18 protein-coding genes are annotated in these 17,161 nt (G+C 63.5%); 14 read left to right on the top strand and 4 right to left on the bottom strand.

Translation table 11 applies throughout. The annotated features are described in order from the left end of the window. Positions 1–6: 6 nt before the first annotated feature. From R5R73_RS10335 to R5R73_RS10345, 3 genes are read left to right on the top strand one after another with little or no spacing between them, the layout of a single operon-like run. The gene (locus R5R73_RS10335; protein ID WP_071231238.1) at positions 7–1,080 is read left to right on the top strand and encodes a microcin C ABC transporter permease YejB; all 1,074 of its coding nucleotides are present in this window, start codon (positions 7–9) and stop codon (positions 1,078–1,080) included. Beyond that, a complete protein-coding gene (locus R5R73_RS10340) occupies positions 1,080–2,183 on the top strand; it encodes an ABC transporter permease (RefSeq protein ID WP_071231239.1) in 1,104 nt (367 codons plus the stop codon). Before R5R73_RS10335 ends, R5R73_RS10340 begins: the two co-directional genes overlap by 1 nt. Continuing rightward, positions 2,180–3,772, top strand: a complete 1,593-nt coding sequence (locus tag R5R73_RS10345; protein WP_110632611.1) for an ABC transporter ATP-binding protein — start codon at positions 2,180–2,182, stop codon at positions 3,770–3,772. The genes R5R73_RS10340 and R5R73_RS10345 overlap by 4 nt, the downstream gene beginning before the upstream one ends. Before the next feature lie 93 nt (positions 3,773–3,865). Here the strand turns inward: R5R73_RS10345 and R5R73_RS10350 are convergent, their stop codons facing one another. Both R5R73_RS10350 and R5R73_RS10355 read right to left on the bottom strand, forming a co-directional pair. Continuing rightward, the gene (locus tag R5R73_RS10350) at positions 3,866–4,567 is read right to left on the bottom strand and encodes a pseudouridine synthase (protein WP_322527466.1); all 702 of its coding nucleotides are present in this window, start codon (positions 4,565–4,567) and stop codon (positions 3,866–3,868) included. 23 nt (positions 4,568–4,590) lie between these two features. Continuing rightward, a complete protein-coding gene (locus R5R73_RS10355) occupies positions 4,591–5,394 on the bottom strand; it encodes an amidohydrolase (protein WP_322527467.1) in 804 nt (267 codons plus the stop codon). A gap of 128 nt (positions 5,395–5,522) precedes the next feature. Here R5R73_RS10355 and rarD point away from each other — a divergent pair, with 128 nt between their 5' ends. Further along, positions 5,523–6,488 carry an EamA family transporter RarD gene (gene rarD, locus R5R73_RS10360; RefSeq protein ID WP_244179835.1) on the top strand — a complete coding sequence of 322 codons (966 nt, stop codon included), beginning with the start codon at positions 5,523–5,525 and terminating at the stop codon, positions 6,486–6,488. 73 nt (positions 6,489–6,561) lie between these two features. Here the strand turns inward: rarD and fliE are convergent, their stop codons facing one another. Further along, positions 6,562–6,888 carry a flagellar hook-basal body complex protein FliE gene (gene fliE / locus R5R73_RS10365; protein WP_071231244.1) on the bottom strand — a complete coding sequence of 109 codons (327 nt, stop codon included), beginning with the start codon at positions 6,886–6,888 and terminating at the stop codon, positions 6,562–6,564. A 305-nt stretch (positions 6,889–7,193) separates the two neighbouring features. Here fliE and fliF point away from each other — a divergent pair, with 305 nt between their 5' ends. The 5 genes from fliF (at position 7,194) to fliJ (ending at position 12,987) form a co-directional block, all read left to right on the top strand. Further along, positions 7,194–9,008, top strand: a complete 1,815-nt coding sequence (fliF, locus tag R5R73_RS10370) for a flagellar basal-body MS-ring/collar protein FliF (RefSeq protein ID WP_322527468.1) — start codon at positions 7,194–7,196, stop codon at positions 9,006–9,008. Further along, positions 9,005–10,003: a flagellar motor switch protein FliG gene (fliG, locus tag R5R73_RS10375; RefSeq protein ID WP_071231246.1), complete on the top strand. Its 999-nt coding sequence runs from the start codon at positions 9,005–9,007 to the stop codon at positions 10,001–10,003. Before fliF ends, fliG begins: the two co-directional genes overlap by 4 nt. Next, complete coding sequence (locus R5R73_RS10380; RefSeq protein WP_322527469.1) at positions 9,990–10,925, top strand: flagellar assembly protein FliH; 936 nt, start codon at positions 9,990–9,992, stop codon at positions 10,923–10,925. Before fliG ends, R5R73_RS10380 begins: the two co-directional genes overlap by 14 nt. Continuing rightward, a complete protein-coding gene (gene fliI, locus R5R73_RS10385; protein ID WP_071231273.1) occupies positions 10,918–12,336 on the top strand; it encodes a flagellar protein export ATPase FliI in 1,419 nt (472 codons plus the stop codon). Before R5R73_RS10380 ends, fliI begins: the two co-directional genes overlap by 8 nt. Positions 12,337–12,537: 201 nt before the next feature. Beyond that, positions 12,538–12,987, top strand: a complete 450-nt coding sequence (fliJ, locus tag R5R73_RS10390; RefSeq protein ID WP_322529580.1) for a flagellar export protein FliJ — start codon at positions 12,538–12,540, stop codon at positions 12,985–12,987. A gap of 49 nt (positions 12,988–13,036) precedes the next feature. On the opposite strand, the gene R5R73_RS10395 is transcribed toward fliJ, so the two are convergent. Then, positions 13,037–13,174, bottom strand: coding sequence for a hypothetical protein (locus tag R5R73_RS10395; protein ID WP_157957031.1), 138 nt, complete (start codon positions 13,172–13,174; stop codon positions 13,037–13,039). A gap of 238 nt (positions 13,175–13,412) precedes the next feature. On the opposite strand from R5R73_RS10395, the gene R5R73_RS10400 reads away from it, so the two are divergent. The 5 genes from R5R73_RS10400 to fliO all read left to right on the top strand — a co-directional run bounded on the left by R5R73_RS10400 (position 13,413) and on the right by fliO (position 17,154). Continuing rightward, positions 13,413–14,498 (top strand): flagellar hook-length control protein FliK, encoded by a 1,086-nt coding sequence (locus R5R73_RS10400; RefSeq protein WP_322527471.1) that lies wholly within the window; start codon positions 13,413–13,415, stop codon positions 14,496–14,498. A gap of 202 nt (positions 14,499–14,700) precedes the next feature. After that, a complete protein-coding gene (gene fliL, locus R5R73_RS10405) occupies positions 14,701–15,183 on the top strand; it encodes a flagellar basal body-associated protein FliL (RefSeq protein ID WP_071231249.1) in 483 nt (160 codons plus the stop codon). A gap of 18 nt (positions 15,184–15,201) precedes the next feature. Then, positions 15,202–16,212, top strand: a complete 1,011-nt coding sequence (fliM, locus tag R5R73_RS10410) for a flagellar motor switch protein FliM (RefSeq protein ID WP_110632589.1) — start codon at positions 15,202–15,204, stop codon at positions 16,210–16,212. Then, positions 16,205–16,714 (top strand): flagellar motor switch protein FliN, encoded by a 510-nt coding sequence (fliN, locus tag R5R73_RS10415; protein WP_071231251.1) that lies wholly within the window; start codon positions 16,205–16,207, stop codon positions 16,712–16,714. Before fliM ends, fliN begins: the two co-directional genes overlap by 8 nt. Then, a complete protein-coding gene (gene fliO / locus R5R73_RS10420; protein WP_322527472.1) occupies positions 16,711–17,154 on the top strand; it encodes a flagellar biosynthetic protein FliO in 444 nt (147 codons plus the stop codon). Before fliN ends, fliO begins: the two co-directional genes overlap by 4 nt. Positions 17,155–17,161 lie beyond the last annotated feature (7 nt).

Raw genomic sequence — 17,161 nt, forward strand, 5'->3', positions numbered from 1 at the left:
CCCGCCATGGCCAGCTATATCGTTCGTCGCCTGCTGCTGATGATTCCCACCCTGCTGGGGATTCTGCTGCTCAACTTCATCATCGTGCAGGCCGCCCCCGGCGGACCGATCGACCAGATGATGGCCCGCTTCGAAGGTTTGAACAGCAATGCCAGCACCGGTCTCGAAAGCGGTGGCGGCGACGGCAATAATGGCGGCAGCGCGCAGCGCCTTGCCGGTGTCAACGAGGAACTGCGTCAACAACTGACCGAAGAGTACGGCTTCGACAAGCCGGCCTGGGAACGCTTCGGCCTGATGCTCAAGGACTATGCCACGTTCGATCTGGGCGAGAGTTTGTTCCGGGGGCAGCCGGTGCTAGACCTGGTACTGGATCGGCTGCCGGTGTCGATTTCGCTGGGGCTATGGACGACACTGCTGGTCTATCTCATCTCGATCCCGCTGGGCATTCGCAAGGCCCTGCGCCACGGCAGCGCCTTCGATGTCTGGTCGTCGGGCGCGGTGGTGGTCGGCTACGCGATCCCCGGCTTCCTGTTCGCGATTCTGCTGATCGTGGTCTTTGCCGGCGGCAGTTACTTGAACTGGTTCCCGCTGCGCGGGCTGACGTCCTCCAACTTCAGCGAGCTGTCGCTGCTCGGCAAGATCCAGGATTACTTCTGGCACATCACGCTGCCGGTCCTCGCCTCGGCCATCGGCAGCTTCGCCACCCTCACCATGCTGACCAAGAACAGCTTTCTCGACGAGATTCACAAGCAGTACGTGCTGACGGCTCGCGCCAAGGGCGCCTCGGATCGGCGCGTGCTCTACGGCCACGTGTTCCGTAACGCCATGCTGATCATCATCGCCGGCCTGCCCTCGGCGCTGATCGGCATCCTGTTCACCGGCTCGCTGCTGATCGAGGTGATCTTCTCGCTCAACGGCCTTGGCCTGCTGGGATTCGAGGCCGTCATGCAGCGCGACTACCCGCTGATCTTCGGCACGCTCTACCTCTATACCCTGATCGGGCTGGTACTCAAGCTGATCTCGGATCTGACCTACGTCTGGGTCGACCCACGCATCGATTTCGGCACCCGGGAGTCGTGATGACATCGAGCCATCGCCGGCGCTTGTCGCCAATCACTCAGCGTCGCCTTCAGGTCTTTCGCGGCAACCGACGTGCCGTCTGGTCGCTCTGGATCTTCGGGTTGCTGTTCATCGTCAGCCTGGGCGCCGAGCTGGTCGCCAACGACAAGCCGATCGTGATGCAGTACGACGGCCATTGGTACGTGCCGCTGCTGGTGGACTATCCCGAAACCGAGTTCGGCGGTTTCCTACCGACGACCGCGGACTATCGCGACCCCGTCGTCTACGAGCAGATCGCCGACAATGGCTGGATGCTGTGGCCGCCGGTGCCGTTTTCCTACCAGACGCTGGACCGCGACGTGCAGGGGCCGGTGCCTTCGCCGCCCGGCAGCCGCCACTGGCTGGGGACCGACGACCAGGGCCGCGACGTCTTCGCCCGCGTTCTCTACGGATTTCGGCTGTCGGTGGCCTTCGCCCTGGCGCTCACCATCGGCTCGATCTTCCTCGGCGTGGTGATCGGCGGCATTCAAGGCTACTTCGGCGGCAAGATCGACCTGATCGGCCAGCGCCTGATCGAAATCTGGTCGGGATTGCCGGTCCTGTTCCTGCTGATCATCCTGGCCAGCCTGGTCGAACCCAACATCTGGTGGCTGCTGGGCATCATGCTGCTGTTCTCGTGGCTGGGCCTGGTCGATATCGTTCGCGCCGAGTTCCTCCGCGCCAGGAATCTGGAGTACGTGAGAGCCGCGCGCGCCATGGGGCTACCCTCGCATCTGATCATGCGCCGACACGTGCTCCCCAACGCGATGGTCGCCACGCTGACCTTCATCCCGTTTCTGTTCACCGGCGCCATCACGACGCTGACGGCGCTGGATTTCCTCGGCTTCGGGCTGCCACCGGGCTCGCCGTCGCTGGGCGAACTGGTCGCCCAGGGCAAGAACAACCTGCAGGCGCCCTGGCTCGGCGTGACCGCTTTCGTCACCCTGAGCGTAATGCTGTCGCTGCTGGTATTCATCGGCGAGGGGCTGCGCGACGCATTCGATCCACGCCATATCCTCACCGCGAGCCGGGTCGACCGACCTGCCGCCCCACTCGATAGCCCGCGTCAGGAAAGCCTGCCATGAGCGACAAGCGACTGTTCGAACTGCGCCAACTGACCATCCGCTTCGGTGCCCAGGCGGCGGTAACCGCGCTGGATTTGCATGTCGATCGAGGAGAAACCGTCGCCGTGGTCGGGGAGTCGGGGTCGGGCAAGTCGGTCAGCGCACTGGGGGCGCTGGGCCTGTTGCCGGCGGGCACCGACATCCAGGGAGAGCGCTATTTCGACGGCCGCGATATCGGCCATCTCTCGCCTCGCCAATGGAACGCGCTGCGCGGCGGGCAGATCGGTTTCATCTTCCAGGAGCCGATGACGTCGCTGAATCCGTTGCATAGCGTCGGCAAGCAACTGGGAGAAACGCTGCGCCTGCATCAAGGGCTTCGAGGCGAAGCCGCCAGACGCCGCATCAAGGAGCTACTGACACAGGTCAGGCTGCCCCGGGTCGAGGAGCTGATCACGGCCTGGCCCCACCAGCTCTCCGGCGGGCAACGCCAGCGGGTGATGATCGCCATGGCGATCGCCAACGACCCGAAACTACTGATCGCCGACGAGCCCACCACGGCGCTGGACGTGACGGTTCAACAGGAGATTCTGGCGCTGCTGGACGACCTGCGGGATCGTCACGACATGGGCCTGCTGCTGATCAGCCACGATCTCAACCTGGTGCGTCGCCATGCCGACCGGGTCGTCGTCATGCGTCGTGGCGAGCGCGTGGAGACCGGCCCCACGCCCGTCGTCTTCGACACGCCGCAGGCCGCCTACACGCGACAACTGATCGATGCCATTCCCAGCGGTCGGCCGACGCCTCCGGAACAGGACGGCGAAACACCGCTGCTGGCCGCCGATCGCGTCAGCGTGGCGTTTCCCCGACCCAAGCCCTTCCTGCGGCCGCGCCCTCCGGCTTTCGTCGCCGTCGAGCCGTTGTCGCTGCAACTCCGTAAAGGGGAAACACTCGGCATCGTCGGTGAATCCGGCTCCGGCAAGACAACGCTGGCCTCGGCCCTGATCCGGCTGCTGCCCGCCAGCGGCGAGATCCGCTTCGCCGGACAGCGGCTCGATACCTTGAGCGGCGATGCGCTCAGGCGCCAGCGACGCGGGTTCCAGATCGTGTTCCAGGACCCCTACGGCTCGCTGTCACCGCGTATGCCGGTTGCCGATATCATCAGCGAGGGGCTGCGTTTCCATCATCCCGAGCTCGACGAATCGACCGTGGCCGAGCGCATTGCCGAAGCGCTCCGCGACGTCGACCTGCCGCCAGACTGCGGCGACCGCTACCCTCACGAGTTCTCCGGCGGCCAGCGCCAGCGTATCGCCATCGCCCGCGCCCTGATCCTCAAGCCGAGTCTGCTGGTCCTCGACGAACCGACCTCGGCCCTCGATCGCACGGTGCAGAAGCAACTGATCGAGCTGCTGCGCAACGTCCAGGCCAGACACGGCCTCGCCTATCTGTTCATCAGCCACGACCTCGCCGTGGTCAGGGCGATGGCGCACAACATACTGGTGCTGAAGGACGGCAAAGTCGTCGAACAGGGAGAGTGCGAGGGGCTGCTCGAAAACCCGCAATCGGCTTACACACGAGCGCTGATCGACGCTTCCTCCCTCTCCCCGCCTTGATGACGAATTCGAGGCAGCCTGAAGGTGTTTTTCCAAAACAAGATAACGGTATAAAAATTGAAGCCCGCGCTCCCGCTTCCCGCTGGAAGGCATTCAGAACGCGGCTATCTCTTCCGGGCGCAGATAGCGACATTCGCCGGGTTCGAGATCCGGGTCGAGCTCCAGCGGCCCGATCGCTTCACGGTGCAGCGTCTCGACCGTGTGCCCCACCGCCGTCAGCATGCGCCGGACCAGGTGGTAGCGGCCTTCGGTGACGCCGATCAGCACTTCGGTATCACTCACGGCTTCGAAGGTGGCCGGCCGGGTCGGCCTGTCGTCACCGTTCAACTCGACGCCCTCGGCAAACTGTTCCGCGATGCGCTCAGCCTCGCCCGCTATCAGAGGTTCACCCAATGTCGCCCGATAGCGCTTCACACAGGCGCGGTTCGGCGAGGTCACGCGGTGCGTCCACTTGCCATCGTCGCTGATCAGCAGCAGTCCCGAAGTATCGAGATCCAGCCGCCCTACCGGATGCACCCGCTCGATCTGCGGGATATCGATCAAACTCAGCACTGAGGGATGATGCGTCGGGCGCAGGGAGCACTCGACACCTACCGGCTTGTGCATCATCAAATATCTCCAGCCGACCCGTTCCAGTATGTCGCCCTGCCAACGCACCACCTGATCATCGGAAACCTGATACGAGGCGTCTCGCGTCACTTCGCCGTCGACGCTGACCTCGAACTGGCGCAGTGCACGCTTGGCCTGGCTGCGCGTGAGTTCCGTGGCCTCGCTAAGAAATCGATCCAACCGCATTGTCAGTCATCCCAGTGAAAAGGTCAGTCACCCCAGTGAAAAGTGTCGGCATCTTGCCACGCCGGGAACTTGTCGCGAAATGTCTTTAACGCATCGCTGGAAATCGTGACGGTTTCGACGAACGCCTCGCCCGGCGGATGATCGGCCAGCGGCTCGCCCTTGAAGTCCACCACCATGGAGTCGCCGGCGTAAGGCAGCCCGTTGCCATCCTCTCCCACCCGGTTGACGCCGATCACGTAGCTCAGATTCTCGATGGCGCGCGCCTGCAGCAGCGTTCGCCACGGGTGTCTGCGCGGCGCCGGCCAGTTGGCGACGCACAGCAGCGCGTCGTATTCGAAAGGTTGCCCAGCGCCGGGTTGCTGGCGCAGCCATACCGGAAAACGCAGGTCGTAACACACCGACAGCAGGATACGCACGCCCTTGATCTCGACCATCTGGCGCCGGGTGCCCGCCGCGTAATGCCTGGGCTCATCGCCCATGCGAAACAGATGACGCTTGTCGTAATGGGTCATCACCCCTTCCGGCGTCATCCAGATCAGCCGGTTGTAGCGGCGCCCACCGTCGGCGATCGCCAGGCTCCCGGTGATGGTGCAGCCTCGCTCCTGCGCCTGGCTGCGCATCCAGTCCAGCGTCGGGCTGGCGTCGAAGGGCTCCGCCATCGCTTCGGCATTCATGGTGAACCCGGTGGCGAACATTTCCGGCAGCACGATCAGATCGGTCCGGCTGCCATCCAGCGTCCCCATGCGGCTATCCAGCAGGCGTCGATTGGCTGCCGGATCCTCCCAATGCAGCTCGCTCTGTACGAGGCTGACGCGTAACTCGTTCATGGCTTTCCTCTTTGAAATCGCCGCCTTCGTCTGACACGGGACATTCCGGTACATTTCCCGTCGACATCGGGCAGCCTGCGTGACGTTGGTCATGATAGATTACGGGCCCGAGATATGGAGCGTCGATCATGTCGAGCCCTGCAATGGATGATTCCCGACCTCGAACCACCGAAACGGCAGCCCCCGAGCGGCAGGCTTCCGCGAGCGATGCGCGCCTTGGCGTCGTGTTCGGCGTCGGCGCGTACGCGATGTGGGGCTGTTTTCCCCTGTTCTTTTCGCTGTTCGATGGCGTGCCCGCGTTCGAGGTACTGATCCAGCGCATCCTCTGGTCCTGCGCCTTCCTGATCGTCGTGGTCACGCTGATGAGACGCTGGGCCGTGTTGGGCCGTAGCTTTCGAAGCCCGCGCGATCTGGTCCGCGGGCTGAGCTGGAGCCTCGGCTGCGCACTGCTCATCGCGCTGAACTGGGGGCTCTATATCTACGCGGTGGAAACCCACCACGTGCTCGAGGCGAGCCTGGGCTACTTCATGACGCCGCTGGTCAATGTGGCGTTAGGGATGCTCGTGCTGCGCGAACGGCTGGGGCGCTGGCAGATGCTGGCGATCGGCCTCGCGCTCGGCGCCGTTCTGCTGCAACTGGTGATACTCGGCAAGCTACCCTGGATAAGCCTGGTGCTGGCCATGACATTCGGCACCTACGGGTTGTTGCGCAAGCGTGTTTCCCTGGATGCGCTGTCGGGTCTGTTGGTAGAAACAAGCCTGCTGCTGCCATTGAGCCTCGCCGCGTTGGCCTGGCTGGCCTGGCATGGCCAGTCCCATTTTGGCGAGACATCGAAAACCACCGCGCTGATGATCATCAGTGGCGTCGTCACCACCCTGCCACTGCTCGCCTTCGCTGGCGCCGCGCGACGGCTGACGCTCTCCACCGTCGGCTTTCTGATGTATCTCAATCCGACGCTGCAGTTCCTGCTGGCGCTATGGGTATTCGACGAAACCCTCTCGTGGCCCCAACTGACCACCTTCGTCCTGATCTGGATCGGGCTCGGATTCTACTCGGTGGAGACATGGCGCCAGCATCGCAAGCGTGGTGTCTGATGAACGCGAAAAGCCCGGCGGTCAAACGACCGCCGAGCTTCGGTGAAGCGCAAAACGAGGCCGGAAAAGCGCCTTAAATCTGCAGCCCCATGATTTCCTTGTACGCGGTCACGAGGCGATTACGTACCTGGACGCCCATGTCGAAGGCCACGCTCGCCTTCTGGGAATCGATCATCACGTCGTTCAATGCCACGTCGGGATCGCCGGCCTGGAAGGCCATGGCCTGCTGATTGGCGGACTGCTGCATCTGATTGATTCGTCCGAGCGAGGCCTGCAGTTCCCCGGCGAAGCTGCCGTGAGTCTCGGCAGCAGGGCTCTGCGCGCTCATGCCCTGTCCGCTCGCCTGAGCCGAGAGAGCCTGCATTTGCTGAAGCGCCGCTTGAATGGCTGGAGCACTCATGAAGTTTTTCCTGTATGACGGCGCCCCGTGGAAAGACGACACGACCGCCGGTGGATTCGACGCTGGCAGCCTATCAATAGCAAGCCAAACACTATCGCGGTAAATGCGCGTGAAAACATCGGCTTTTCCCACCTTCGCCATTAACGCATCGACACATAATGGCTGCCATCAAACTAACGCCCCGGCCAGGGCCGCGTCGGACTGACTCTCCGAGCGTGTCGAGGCACGGATGAGCAGACGCGTTGCAGGGAGCAGACTACTGCTATGTTGTCGAGTCGCACCACGTGCCATGAGCGGAGTCCGACATGAGCACGGCCACGTCGTCCAACGACGCTCAGAATTCAGCCAATGCATCCGCCCGGAATTCGAATCGCCAAGCCGCTTCGGAGACGACCTCCGGCGGCCGCGACTGGTTGAACAGATTGCAGCGGAACCCCCGTATCCCGCTGATCGTAGCCGGCGCCGCCGCCGTGGCTATCGTGATCGCCTTGCTGCTGTGGGCTCGCAGCCCGGAATATCGGGTTCTCTATTCGACGCTGACTGACGCCGACGGCGGTCGAATCATCACCCAGCTCGATACCATGGGCATCCCCTACGAGTTCAGCGAGGGCGGCCAGGCCCTGCTCGTCCCGGCCGACCAGGTCCGCCAGACTCGTCTCCGGCTGGCCGAACAGGGGCTTCCCGAAGCCAGCGGCGTCGGCTTCGAGCTGATGGACGACCAGGCATTCGGCATCAGCCAGTTCGCAGAGCAGGTCAACTACCAGCGGGCCCTGGAGGGCGAGCTGGCCCGTACCATCGGCACGCTGGGCAGCGTCGAGCGGGCCCGTGTCCACCTCGCCATGGCCAAGCCGTCCGTCTTCGTCCGCGAGAGCGAACCCGCCTCCGCCTCCGTCGTCCTCGATCTGCAGCCGGGTCGGGTACTGGGCGAAGGCCAGGTCAACGCCATCGTCCACATGGTCTCCAGCAGCGTGCCGCAACTGGCCATCGACGACGTCACCGTCATCGATCAGAACGGCGATCTGCTGAGCCGCTCCAACCGCAACAACAACCAGCTGGATGGTAGCCAGCTCGATTACGTCAACAATCTCGAAGACCAGTACGCCCAGCGCATCGAGGCGATCCTGGCGCCGATCGTCGGCGCCAGGAACGTGCGCGCGCAGGTCACCGCGCAAATCGACTTCTCCCAAAGAGAGCAGACCGCAGAGCGTTACGGCCCCAACCAGGCGCCGAACGAGGCCGCCGTACGCAGCCAGCAGACCAGCTCGTCGTACCAGAGCAATGGCGATCTCGCCATGGGCGTACCGGGCGCGCTGAGCAATCAGCCGCCGGGCGTTGCCGCCTCCCCGATCAACGCGCAGGGCACCCAAGCCCAGACCGATGGGGCCGACGATGCCGATAATGCCGACAACCAGAACGCGGATACGCAAGGCACCGAGACCGCTGACACCACCGACACCGGCCGGGCACGCCATGACAGTACCATCAATTACGAAGTCGACCGTACCGTAGAGCACGTCAAAGAGCACAGCGGCGACATCGAGCGCCTGTCGGCAGCCATTGTCGTCAACTATCGAGACGGCGTGGATGAAGACGGCAATCCGACCCAGGTCGCGCTGAGCGATACGGAGATGGAGCAGATTCGTGGCCTGGTTCGTCAGGCGATGGGTTTCTCGGCGGCTCGCGGCGATGCGCTCGAGGTCGTCAACAGCCCGTTCCAGATCGATGCACAGGATTTCGATACCCTGCCCTGGTGGCAGACGCCGGAAGTCTGGAGTCTCGGCAAGAGCGTACTGAAGTATCTCGTCGTCGCCCTGGTCGCCCTGTTCCTGTGGTTCAAGGTGGTGAAACCGCTCCTGCGTCGCCAGACCGCAGAGCCCGCTCCCGCCCCGGTGGCGGCACCGGCACCCGCCACCGGCGCGGCGGCAGCCGCCGGTGCCGCGAGCTATCAGGCAGTCAGTGACAGCGGCGTCAGCGACGAGCCTGTAGAAGGCTCGAGACGCGAACGCAGCCGTCGCGGCGCCTCGAGCTACGAGCAGGATCTCAAGGAAGTTCGTGAAATCGCCCAGGAAGATCCCCGCCTGGTCGCCATGGTCGTCAGAAGCTGGATGGACAAATCATGACGGTGGAAATGACTGGCGCTCGACGCGGCGCCATCCTGTTGCTCTCCCTGGACGAAGACAGCGCAGCGGAAGTCTTCAAGTACCTCTCCAGCCGAGAGGTGCAGGAGATCAGCCAGGAAATGGCCAAGCTCGGCCAGGTCTCTCATCAGGAGATGGCGGCGGTATTACGCGATTTCTACGAGGAAGCCGAGCAGTTTACGGCCATCAATCTGCACTCCAGCGATCATATCCGCGCGGTTCTGACCAAGGCACTGGGCAGCGAACGCGCCAGCAGCCTGATCGAGGACATTCTCGAGACCAGCAATACGGCGTCGGGCATCGACTCGTTGAACCTGATGGAAGCGTCGATGGTCGCCGAAATGATCCGCGACGAGCACCCGCAGATCATCGCCACGATCCTGGTGCACCTGGAGCGCTCCCAGGCCGCCGATATTCTCGAACTGTTCGGCGACAAGCTGCGCGAAGACGTCATGCTGCGCATCGCCACCTTCAGCGGCGTACAGCCGGCAGCGTTGCAGGAACTGACCGAGGTACTCACTTCGATGCTCGACGGCACCAACCTGAAGCGCAGCAAGATGGGCGGGGTCAGGACAGCGGCCGAGATTCTCAACCTGATGAACTCCACTCAGGAAGAACAGGTCATCGAAGTGGTTCGCGCGCACAGCGAAGATCTGGCGCAACGCATCATCGACGAGATGTTCCTGTTCGAGAACCTGCTGGATATCGACGACCGCGGCATCCAGATGATCCTGCGCGAAGTCGAAACCAACTCTCTGGTGATTGCACTGCGCGGTGCCGAAGAAGCACTGGTCGACAAGTTCACGCGCAACATGTCTCAGCGTGCGGCGCAGCTGATGCTCGAAGACATGGAAAACCGAGGACCGGTTCGTCTATCGCAGGTCGAAAACGAACAGAAGTCGATTCTGGCGGTCGTACGGCGTCTGGCGGATTCCGGCGAAATCGCCTTGACGGGTGGCGACGATGGCTACGTCTGATCGCAGCAATCGGACCGAATCTGACCGTGTCGAATGGCACCGCTGGCAGATGGAAGAGCTCGCGCGCGCCCCGTCCCCGGCTCCCGGTCAATCCGCCGCAAACGCCGAAGCGCAGCGTCGCCGTCGGCAACGGGAAGACGCCGAGGAGAAGGCGCGCCGAGCGATCGCCGAAAAGGCCCGGCAACAGGGTTACGAAAGCGGCTACAGCGAAGGGCACGAGCAAGGCTATCAGGCAGGTTACAAGGAAGGTCTCGAAGCGGCCAACGCAGCCGCCGAACTGGAATTCAACAAGCGCCTGGACATGACGCTGCGCCCCCTTGCCGAGCTGGCCGACAATTTTCGTCAGGCATTGGCGACGCTGGATACCGAAGTCGCCGATCAACTGGTCGAGCTGGCGCTGATCACAGGCCGCCAACTGGCGGGCGAGTCGCTGGCCGCGAACCCTGAACATATCCTGAGCGTGGTGCGCGAGCTGCTCGATGCCGACACCACCCTGAACGGCAAGCCCCGCCTGTGGCTGCATCCGGATGACCTGGAGCTGGTAACGACGTCCATGGGCGACTCTCTCGAGGCCAGCGGCTGGGAGTGTCATGCCGACCCTTCGCTCGAGCGCGGTGGCTGCCATGTCACCAGTGCCGCGGGCGGACTCGATGCCAGCTTGAGCACCCAGTGGAAAGCGATTCTCGACCAGCGACGCCAACGCAAGACGACGTCGAGCGGCCAACCGGTAGAGCCTGAATCTCAGGACAGCGAGCTCGAGTCAGGCCATGACCGCTCCCGCCGTGACGGCTCGAAGCAAGAAGGTGCCGATCACAGCGGTAGCCACAACGGCAACGGTCGTAAAGGCCTCGGTCACGAGAGTGCCGATGGCGAGGGTTTCGGTGGCGTGGGTTTCGATGGCGAGAGCTCCGATGATGAGTGACGCCACAGAGTCCTCGATCTCGTCGGGAGTCTCCCAGCACCACCAGCATTGGCGTCAAGTGCTGGGCAAGATCAGCCATCGTGTCGAATCACTCTCCCATTACCGCCACGAAGGCCGGGTAACTCGCGCCACGGGGCTGGTGCTGGAAGCCATCGGCATCCGCCTTCCGCTTGGCAGCGCCTGCCTGATCGAACTCTCCCCCGGCAACGGCCACGACGACGAACGCTTCGCCGAGGCGGAGGTGGTCGGATTCGCCGGGGACAAGCTGTTCCTGATGCCATTGGCAGACACCAGCGGCCTGTTGCCGGGCGCGCGGGTACTCGCGCTCAGCGGCAACCGCCTGGACATCGCCAGCGCCAGGCGCTTCCCGCTGGGCGACGGGCTGCTTGGCCGCGTCGTCGACGGTAACGGCCGGCCACTCGACGACCACGGCCCGCTCGAGCAGGCACCCCACGCCCCGCTGGACACGCCGCCGATCAACCCGTTGGCCCGTGCGCCCATCGATACCGCCATCGACGTGGGCATCCGTGCCATCAACGGGCTGCTCACCGTGGGCCGCGGCCAGCGCATGGGCCTGTTCGCCGGCTCCGGAGTCGGCAAGAGTGTGCTGCTGGGCATGATGGCGCGCTTCACCAATGCCGATGTCATCGTCGTCGGCCTGATCGGTGAACGGGGGCGCGAAGTTCAGGACTTCATCGAAAACATTCTGGGCGACGAGGGCCTGGCCCGAGCCGTGGTGGTTGCCGCCCCGGCCGATACCTCGCCGCTGCAACGCATGCAAGGCGCGGCCTACGCGACGCGGCTGGCGGAAGACTTTCGTGATCAGGGGCGCAACGTGCTGTTGATCATGGATTCGCTGACCCGCTATGCCATGGCGGCTCGCGAGATCGCGCTGGCCATCGGCGAGCCGCCGGCAACCAAGGGTTACCCCCCCTCCGTCTTCGCCAAGCTCCCGGCGCTGGTGGAGCGGGCCGGCAACGGCAAGCGCGGCGGTGGCTCGATTACCGCCTTCTATACCGTGCTGACGGAAGGTGACGACCAGCAGGACCCCATCGCCGACTCCGCCCGCGCGATCCTCGATGGCCACATCGTGCTTTCAAGACAGCTGGCGGAGAGCGGCCACTACCCGGCCATCGATATCGAGGCCTCGATCAGTCGTGCGATGCCGGCGGTGGTCGACACCAGGCGCCTGCGCCAGGCGCAAGGCTTCAAGCAGATGATCTCGCGCTACCAGCGCAACCGCGACCTGATCAACGTTGGCGCTTATATCACCGGCCAGGACCCCCAATTGGACCGTGCAGTCGCGCTCTATCCACGACTCGAGGCCTTCCTGCAACAGCGTATGAACGAGATCGCAGAGCTGGCTCCTACCCAGGCCGACCTTGACCGACTCATACCGATCGACGACTGACCTTCCGCCGCCCCCTCGAGTGGCAAATCGGCGCGCGCTGTTCCGGAATAGTGGCATTTTTCATCGCTTATCAATCCTTTGACGGGACGGCCCGAGCGCCACAATGGCAATCGGTGGATTGTCCCGGCGGATTGTCCCGATGAACCGCCACGGTGAATCGCCCCGGTTGACGGACGGATAGGAGGTAACGCTTTGGCCAACATGCACGCCATGCAGATGCTTCGTGATCTGGCGCAGCGCAGCAGCGACAAGGCTGTCGAGAACCTGGGTTATCTGCAGCGTCAACAGCAGGAGGCTCAGAATCAGCTCGGGCAGCTGCAGCGTTATCGTGACGAGTACCAGCGCAAGCTCCACGACAGTCTGACCCGGGGTGTCTCATCAAGCCAATGGCGGGACTATCAACAGTTCATCGCCTCTCTCGACAAGGCGATCGAACAGCAACAGCGCCGGCTCGGCGAGCACCAGTCTCGCGTCGAGAACGGCAAGCAGCACTGGCAGGGCGAACGCCGAAAACTCAACGCCTATGACACGTTGCACACACGCCGCCAGCATGAAGCGGCCCGCCACCAGGCGCGTCACGAGCAACGTCACAGTGACGAGATGGCCGCGCAGTTACGCCGCCGTCAGCAGGACGCCGGGCACCAGTGGTAATACCGAGACACTGAATGGAAGCCCTGCTCAGCAGCACCGATTAGAAGCTCTATCCGATAACGAAACTGGCGGCGTAGTCCATGGAACTTTCCTCTCTCATCAGCGTGACCTCATCCTCGACGCGTGGCGCCAATACCGGGAACAGCGCGTCCAGGGAAACGGCCAGCGCGCCCTTCGCCGATGTCATGCAGCGGGCCGCAGGGGCAGAAAAGCCCCAGCGATCCGCAGCCGGTGGAAGTTCAGCGTCGCAGGCAACGAACACTCCCGAGCGGTCGAATACCCAAGAAACCGATGACACATCCTCGGCCCTCGCCTCCAGCCGCCAGCCGACAAAGGATTCGCAGGTAGCGGATGCCGAATCCGATGCCACTCGACAGACGAGCGAGGATGCACGCGAGATTCTGCAAGCCCTGGAAGAGGGAGACATGACAGGGCTTCACGCCGTCCTGGCCAGCCTCGAAGGCAAGACCGACGGCAAGGCGCCATCGAGCTCCGAGGCGAGCGATAGCGACGCAGGGCCGATCGACGCGGACGCTCTTGCCGCCATCTTCGCAGCGCTTCCGCTGACGGCGGGCACGCAACCCGCCGGTAACGCTTCGGCGGCTGCCGCCGGCAATGGCGCCGCGGCACTCGGTGCCGGACAATCCGCCTTGCAGCAGATGACCCTGACGGCCGGCGACGCCGCACGCAACGTGGCCGCGATGCTGTCCGGCAAGATGTCGGATGACGGCGAGCGACCCGGCTCCTCGACTCGCGTCAATGCGACTTCCGGACAGCCTGGGCTCAGCGAGCTGCTTTCGGCAGTCGAAGGAAACCGTAACGGCAATCCGACCTCGTCGTCGGGGCTGCTGGCAGCGGCCGGCCAGGTTCTGGCCCAATCCTCGTCAACGGGAGACCCGGACGGTGCAGCGCTCGCGGACGCCCTATCGGCAGCCGGCGCGAAACGTGACGGACTGGATAGCGCCCTCTTCACGAGCCCGCGGCCCGATGGCGGATCTCTGTCGCATCTGACGTCGCCGCTATCGAACGGTACGGGATTGGCATCGGCAGCAACGATGACCAACGGCGCCATCTCGACCCCGGTTCAGTCACCGCAATGGCCAGCCTCATTCGGCCAGCAAATCCTGCAGATGCACCAGCGCGGCGACCAGCAGATGTCGCTACGCCTCCATCCGCAGGAGCTCGGCCCGCTGAGCGTATCGCTGACGGTACAGGACCAGCAGGCACAGCTTCAGATCCTTTCTGCCCACGCGCCGGTTCGCGCTGCCGTCGAGGCTGCAATGCCTCAGCTCCGCCAGGCGCTCGCCGATAGCGGCATCGCTCTGGGTGAAGCGATGGTCGGGGATCAGGGGCAGTTCCAGCAAGGCCAGTCGTCAGACGACGATCGCCCGCGTGGCACGTCGAGCGCCTCCAGCCCGCTGCTTGCCGCATCGGGAGTCGATACGAGCGATGACGCCACCCTGCGCCAGGTTGCCCTCACCCCTAACGGCAATATCAACCTTTACGCCTAGCCAGCGCTGCCGATAACACGGATAGCGGCGGGCACTCCCGCCGCGACATCAAGTCATGCGGCGCCGTTCGCGATTGGCACGCCTTCATCTTCCGATCCCGGCGCATGAAAGGGGAAGTTAGCAGACCGGAAGGCGTCTTTTCCGTCGATCGCGACACCCTCTAGCACCGCATAATCCGCTGCAACTTTCAGAGATCACCGTAATGGCAGAATCAATGGCCGCATCCCGTAAAAGCCGCTCCCTCTTGTTGATAGGGCTACTGATCGTCCTGCTGGCGGTGGCCAGTTCGGTCGCCGTGTACTTCTTCCTCGACGCCCGCGACGGCAGCGAGGCGACCGAGGTCGTCGATGACGAGCCGGTCGAAGCGCCGGTGCCGATTTTCGTGACCATCAACCCCTTCACCGTCAATTTGCAGAGCGATTACGGCGACCGCCTGCTCTACGTCGGGCTGTCGCTGCGCGTCGGCGACGAGGCGACCAGCACGTTCCTCACTCAACACATGCCCGAGGTTCGCAGCCGGCTGCTGATGCTACTATCCGGCAAGAGCGCCGAAGAGTTGATCAAGCCCGAAGGCAAGGTCCAGCTGAAGCAGCAGATTCTCGACTTGTTCAACGAGCCGATCACCACGCCGCAGCCCACGTTATCCATCGACGACGTGCTGTTCTCCGATTTCATCGTGCAGTAAGCGGACGCCAGGCCAATCATGTCCCAAGACGATTTGCTGTCGCAGGAAGAGATCGACGCCCTTCTCAACGGTGTCAGCGGCGATACCGACGCGCCCGCCAAAGCGCCCGAGAGTAACCGTCGCGACGCGCGCCCGTTCGACCCGGCCAACCAGCACCGGGTCATCCGTGAGCGTCTGCAGGCGCTGGATATCATCAACGAGCGGTTCGCGCGTCTCTTCCGGGTGGCCCTGTTCAACCTGATTCGACGCAGCGCCGATATCACGGTCGCCGGCGTGCGCTACCAGAGCTACAGCGAGTTCGCGCGCAACCTGCCGGTACCGACCAACCTGAACCTGATCAGCCTCAAGCCGCTCAAGGGCACCGCCCTGCTGGTGTTCCCGCCGGGTCTGGTCTTCATGGTGGTGGACAACCTGTTCGGCGGTGATGGCCGGTTTTTGACCAAATCCGACGGTCGCGAATTCACCGCCACCGAACAGCGAATCATCCAGCGGCTATTGTCGCTGGCGCTGGAGGGTTACAGCGACGCCTGGAAATCGATCTATCCCGTGGACGTCGATTACATGCGTTCCGAAATGCAGGTGCGCTTTGCCAACATCACCAATTCGCCGAACGAGATCGTCGTCAACAGTACGTTCCATCTCGAGGTCGGCAACCTGACCAGCGACTTCAACATCTGCATTCCCTTTTCCATGATCGAACCGATCCGGGACATTCTGTCCAGCCCGATCGGAACGCTCGACAGCGACGATACCCAGTGGGAGTCGCGCATGGCCGGCGAGATCAAACAGACCCAGGTCGAATTGATCGCCGATTTTGCCGAGATACCTTCGACCATCGGTGACGTGATGGCACTGAAGGTCGGCGACATTCTCCCCTTCGATCTTCCCAAAGCCATCGACGTGCGTGTCGACGGTGTACCGGTCATGGCCTGTGAATACGGGACCCGGCAAGGTCAACGCGCGCTACGGGTGAAGCATCTTATTGACCATGGTACGTACTCCGCCATGAAGGACTTCGACAATGAGTGATGATCAAAAACCGGGATCCCAGAAGGGAGCTTCCGACACGGCCAGCGACAACAACCAGGATGCCGACGATCTTTGGGCAGCGGCCATGGCGGAACAGGGTGTCGAGCCTGAAGCCGACGAGTCCGAAACGGTCGAGGAAGCGACCAAGCCCACCGGCACGGCGGGTTCCGGCGAGGCACAATCGGCGGAAGCCGGCGTTTTCCAGTCCTTCGATCAAGGCAGCGGCAACACTCGCGAGGCTCGGGATCTGGCCGTTGTCATGGATATCCCGGTCAAGCTCTCGGTCGAGCTGGGCCGAACGCGCATCACCATCAAGCAACTGCTCGAACTGGCCCAGGGCTCGGTCGTGGAGCTGGACGGGCTGGCCGGTGAACCGATGGACATCATGATCAACGGCTATCTCGTCGCCCAGGGCGAAGTCGTCGTCGTGGATGACAAATACGGCATCCGGATCACCGAGATCGTCACGCCGTCCGAACGCGTCCAGAAACTGAATCGATGAACGACGATACGCTACAGCAGGCGGCGCAGACCACGGCCGGCAGCGGCGACAGCATCGGCCTTCTGATGATGGGCAAGACGGCAATGTCGTTGCTGATCGTCGTGGCGATCATCCTGGCCTGCGCCTGGCTGCTGAAGCGTATCGGTCCTAACCGCCGTGCCGGAACGCAGCATCTGCGTGTCGTGGCCAGTACGCCGGTCGGGCAACGCGAGCGCGTGGTCATCGTCGAGGTCGATGATCGCTGGCTGGTTCTGGGCGTCGGTGGCGGTCAGGTAACCAAGCTGGACAGCATGACCCCGCCCCCCAATACGCCCGTCACCTCTGGGTCGGCACCCTTGAGCGGCTCCTTTGCCAGTCGCCTGGGTCAAGCCCTCAAACAGAATGCGAGTGACTCGCTCAAGCGCCAAAAGCCCAGGCGGGACAACGGGGTCGACAACTAGTGGCTAT

The sequence above is a fragment of the Salinicola sp. LHM genome, assembly GCF_034479735.1.
Classification (GTDB): Bacteria; Pseudomonadota; Gammaproteobacteria; order Pseudomonadales; family Halomonadaceae; genus Salinicola; species Salinicola salarius.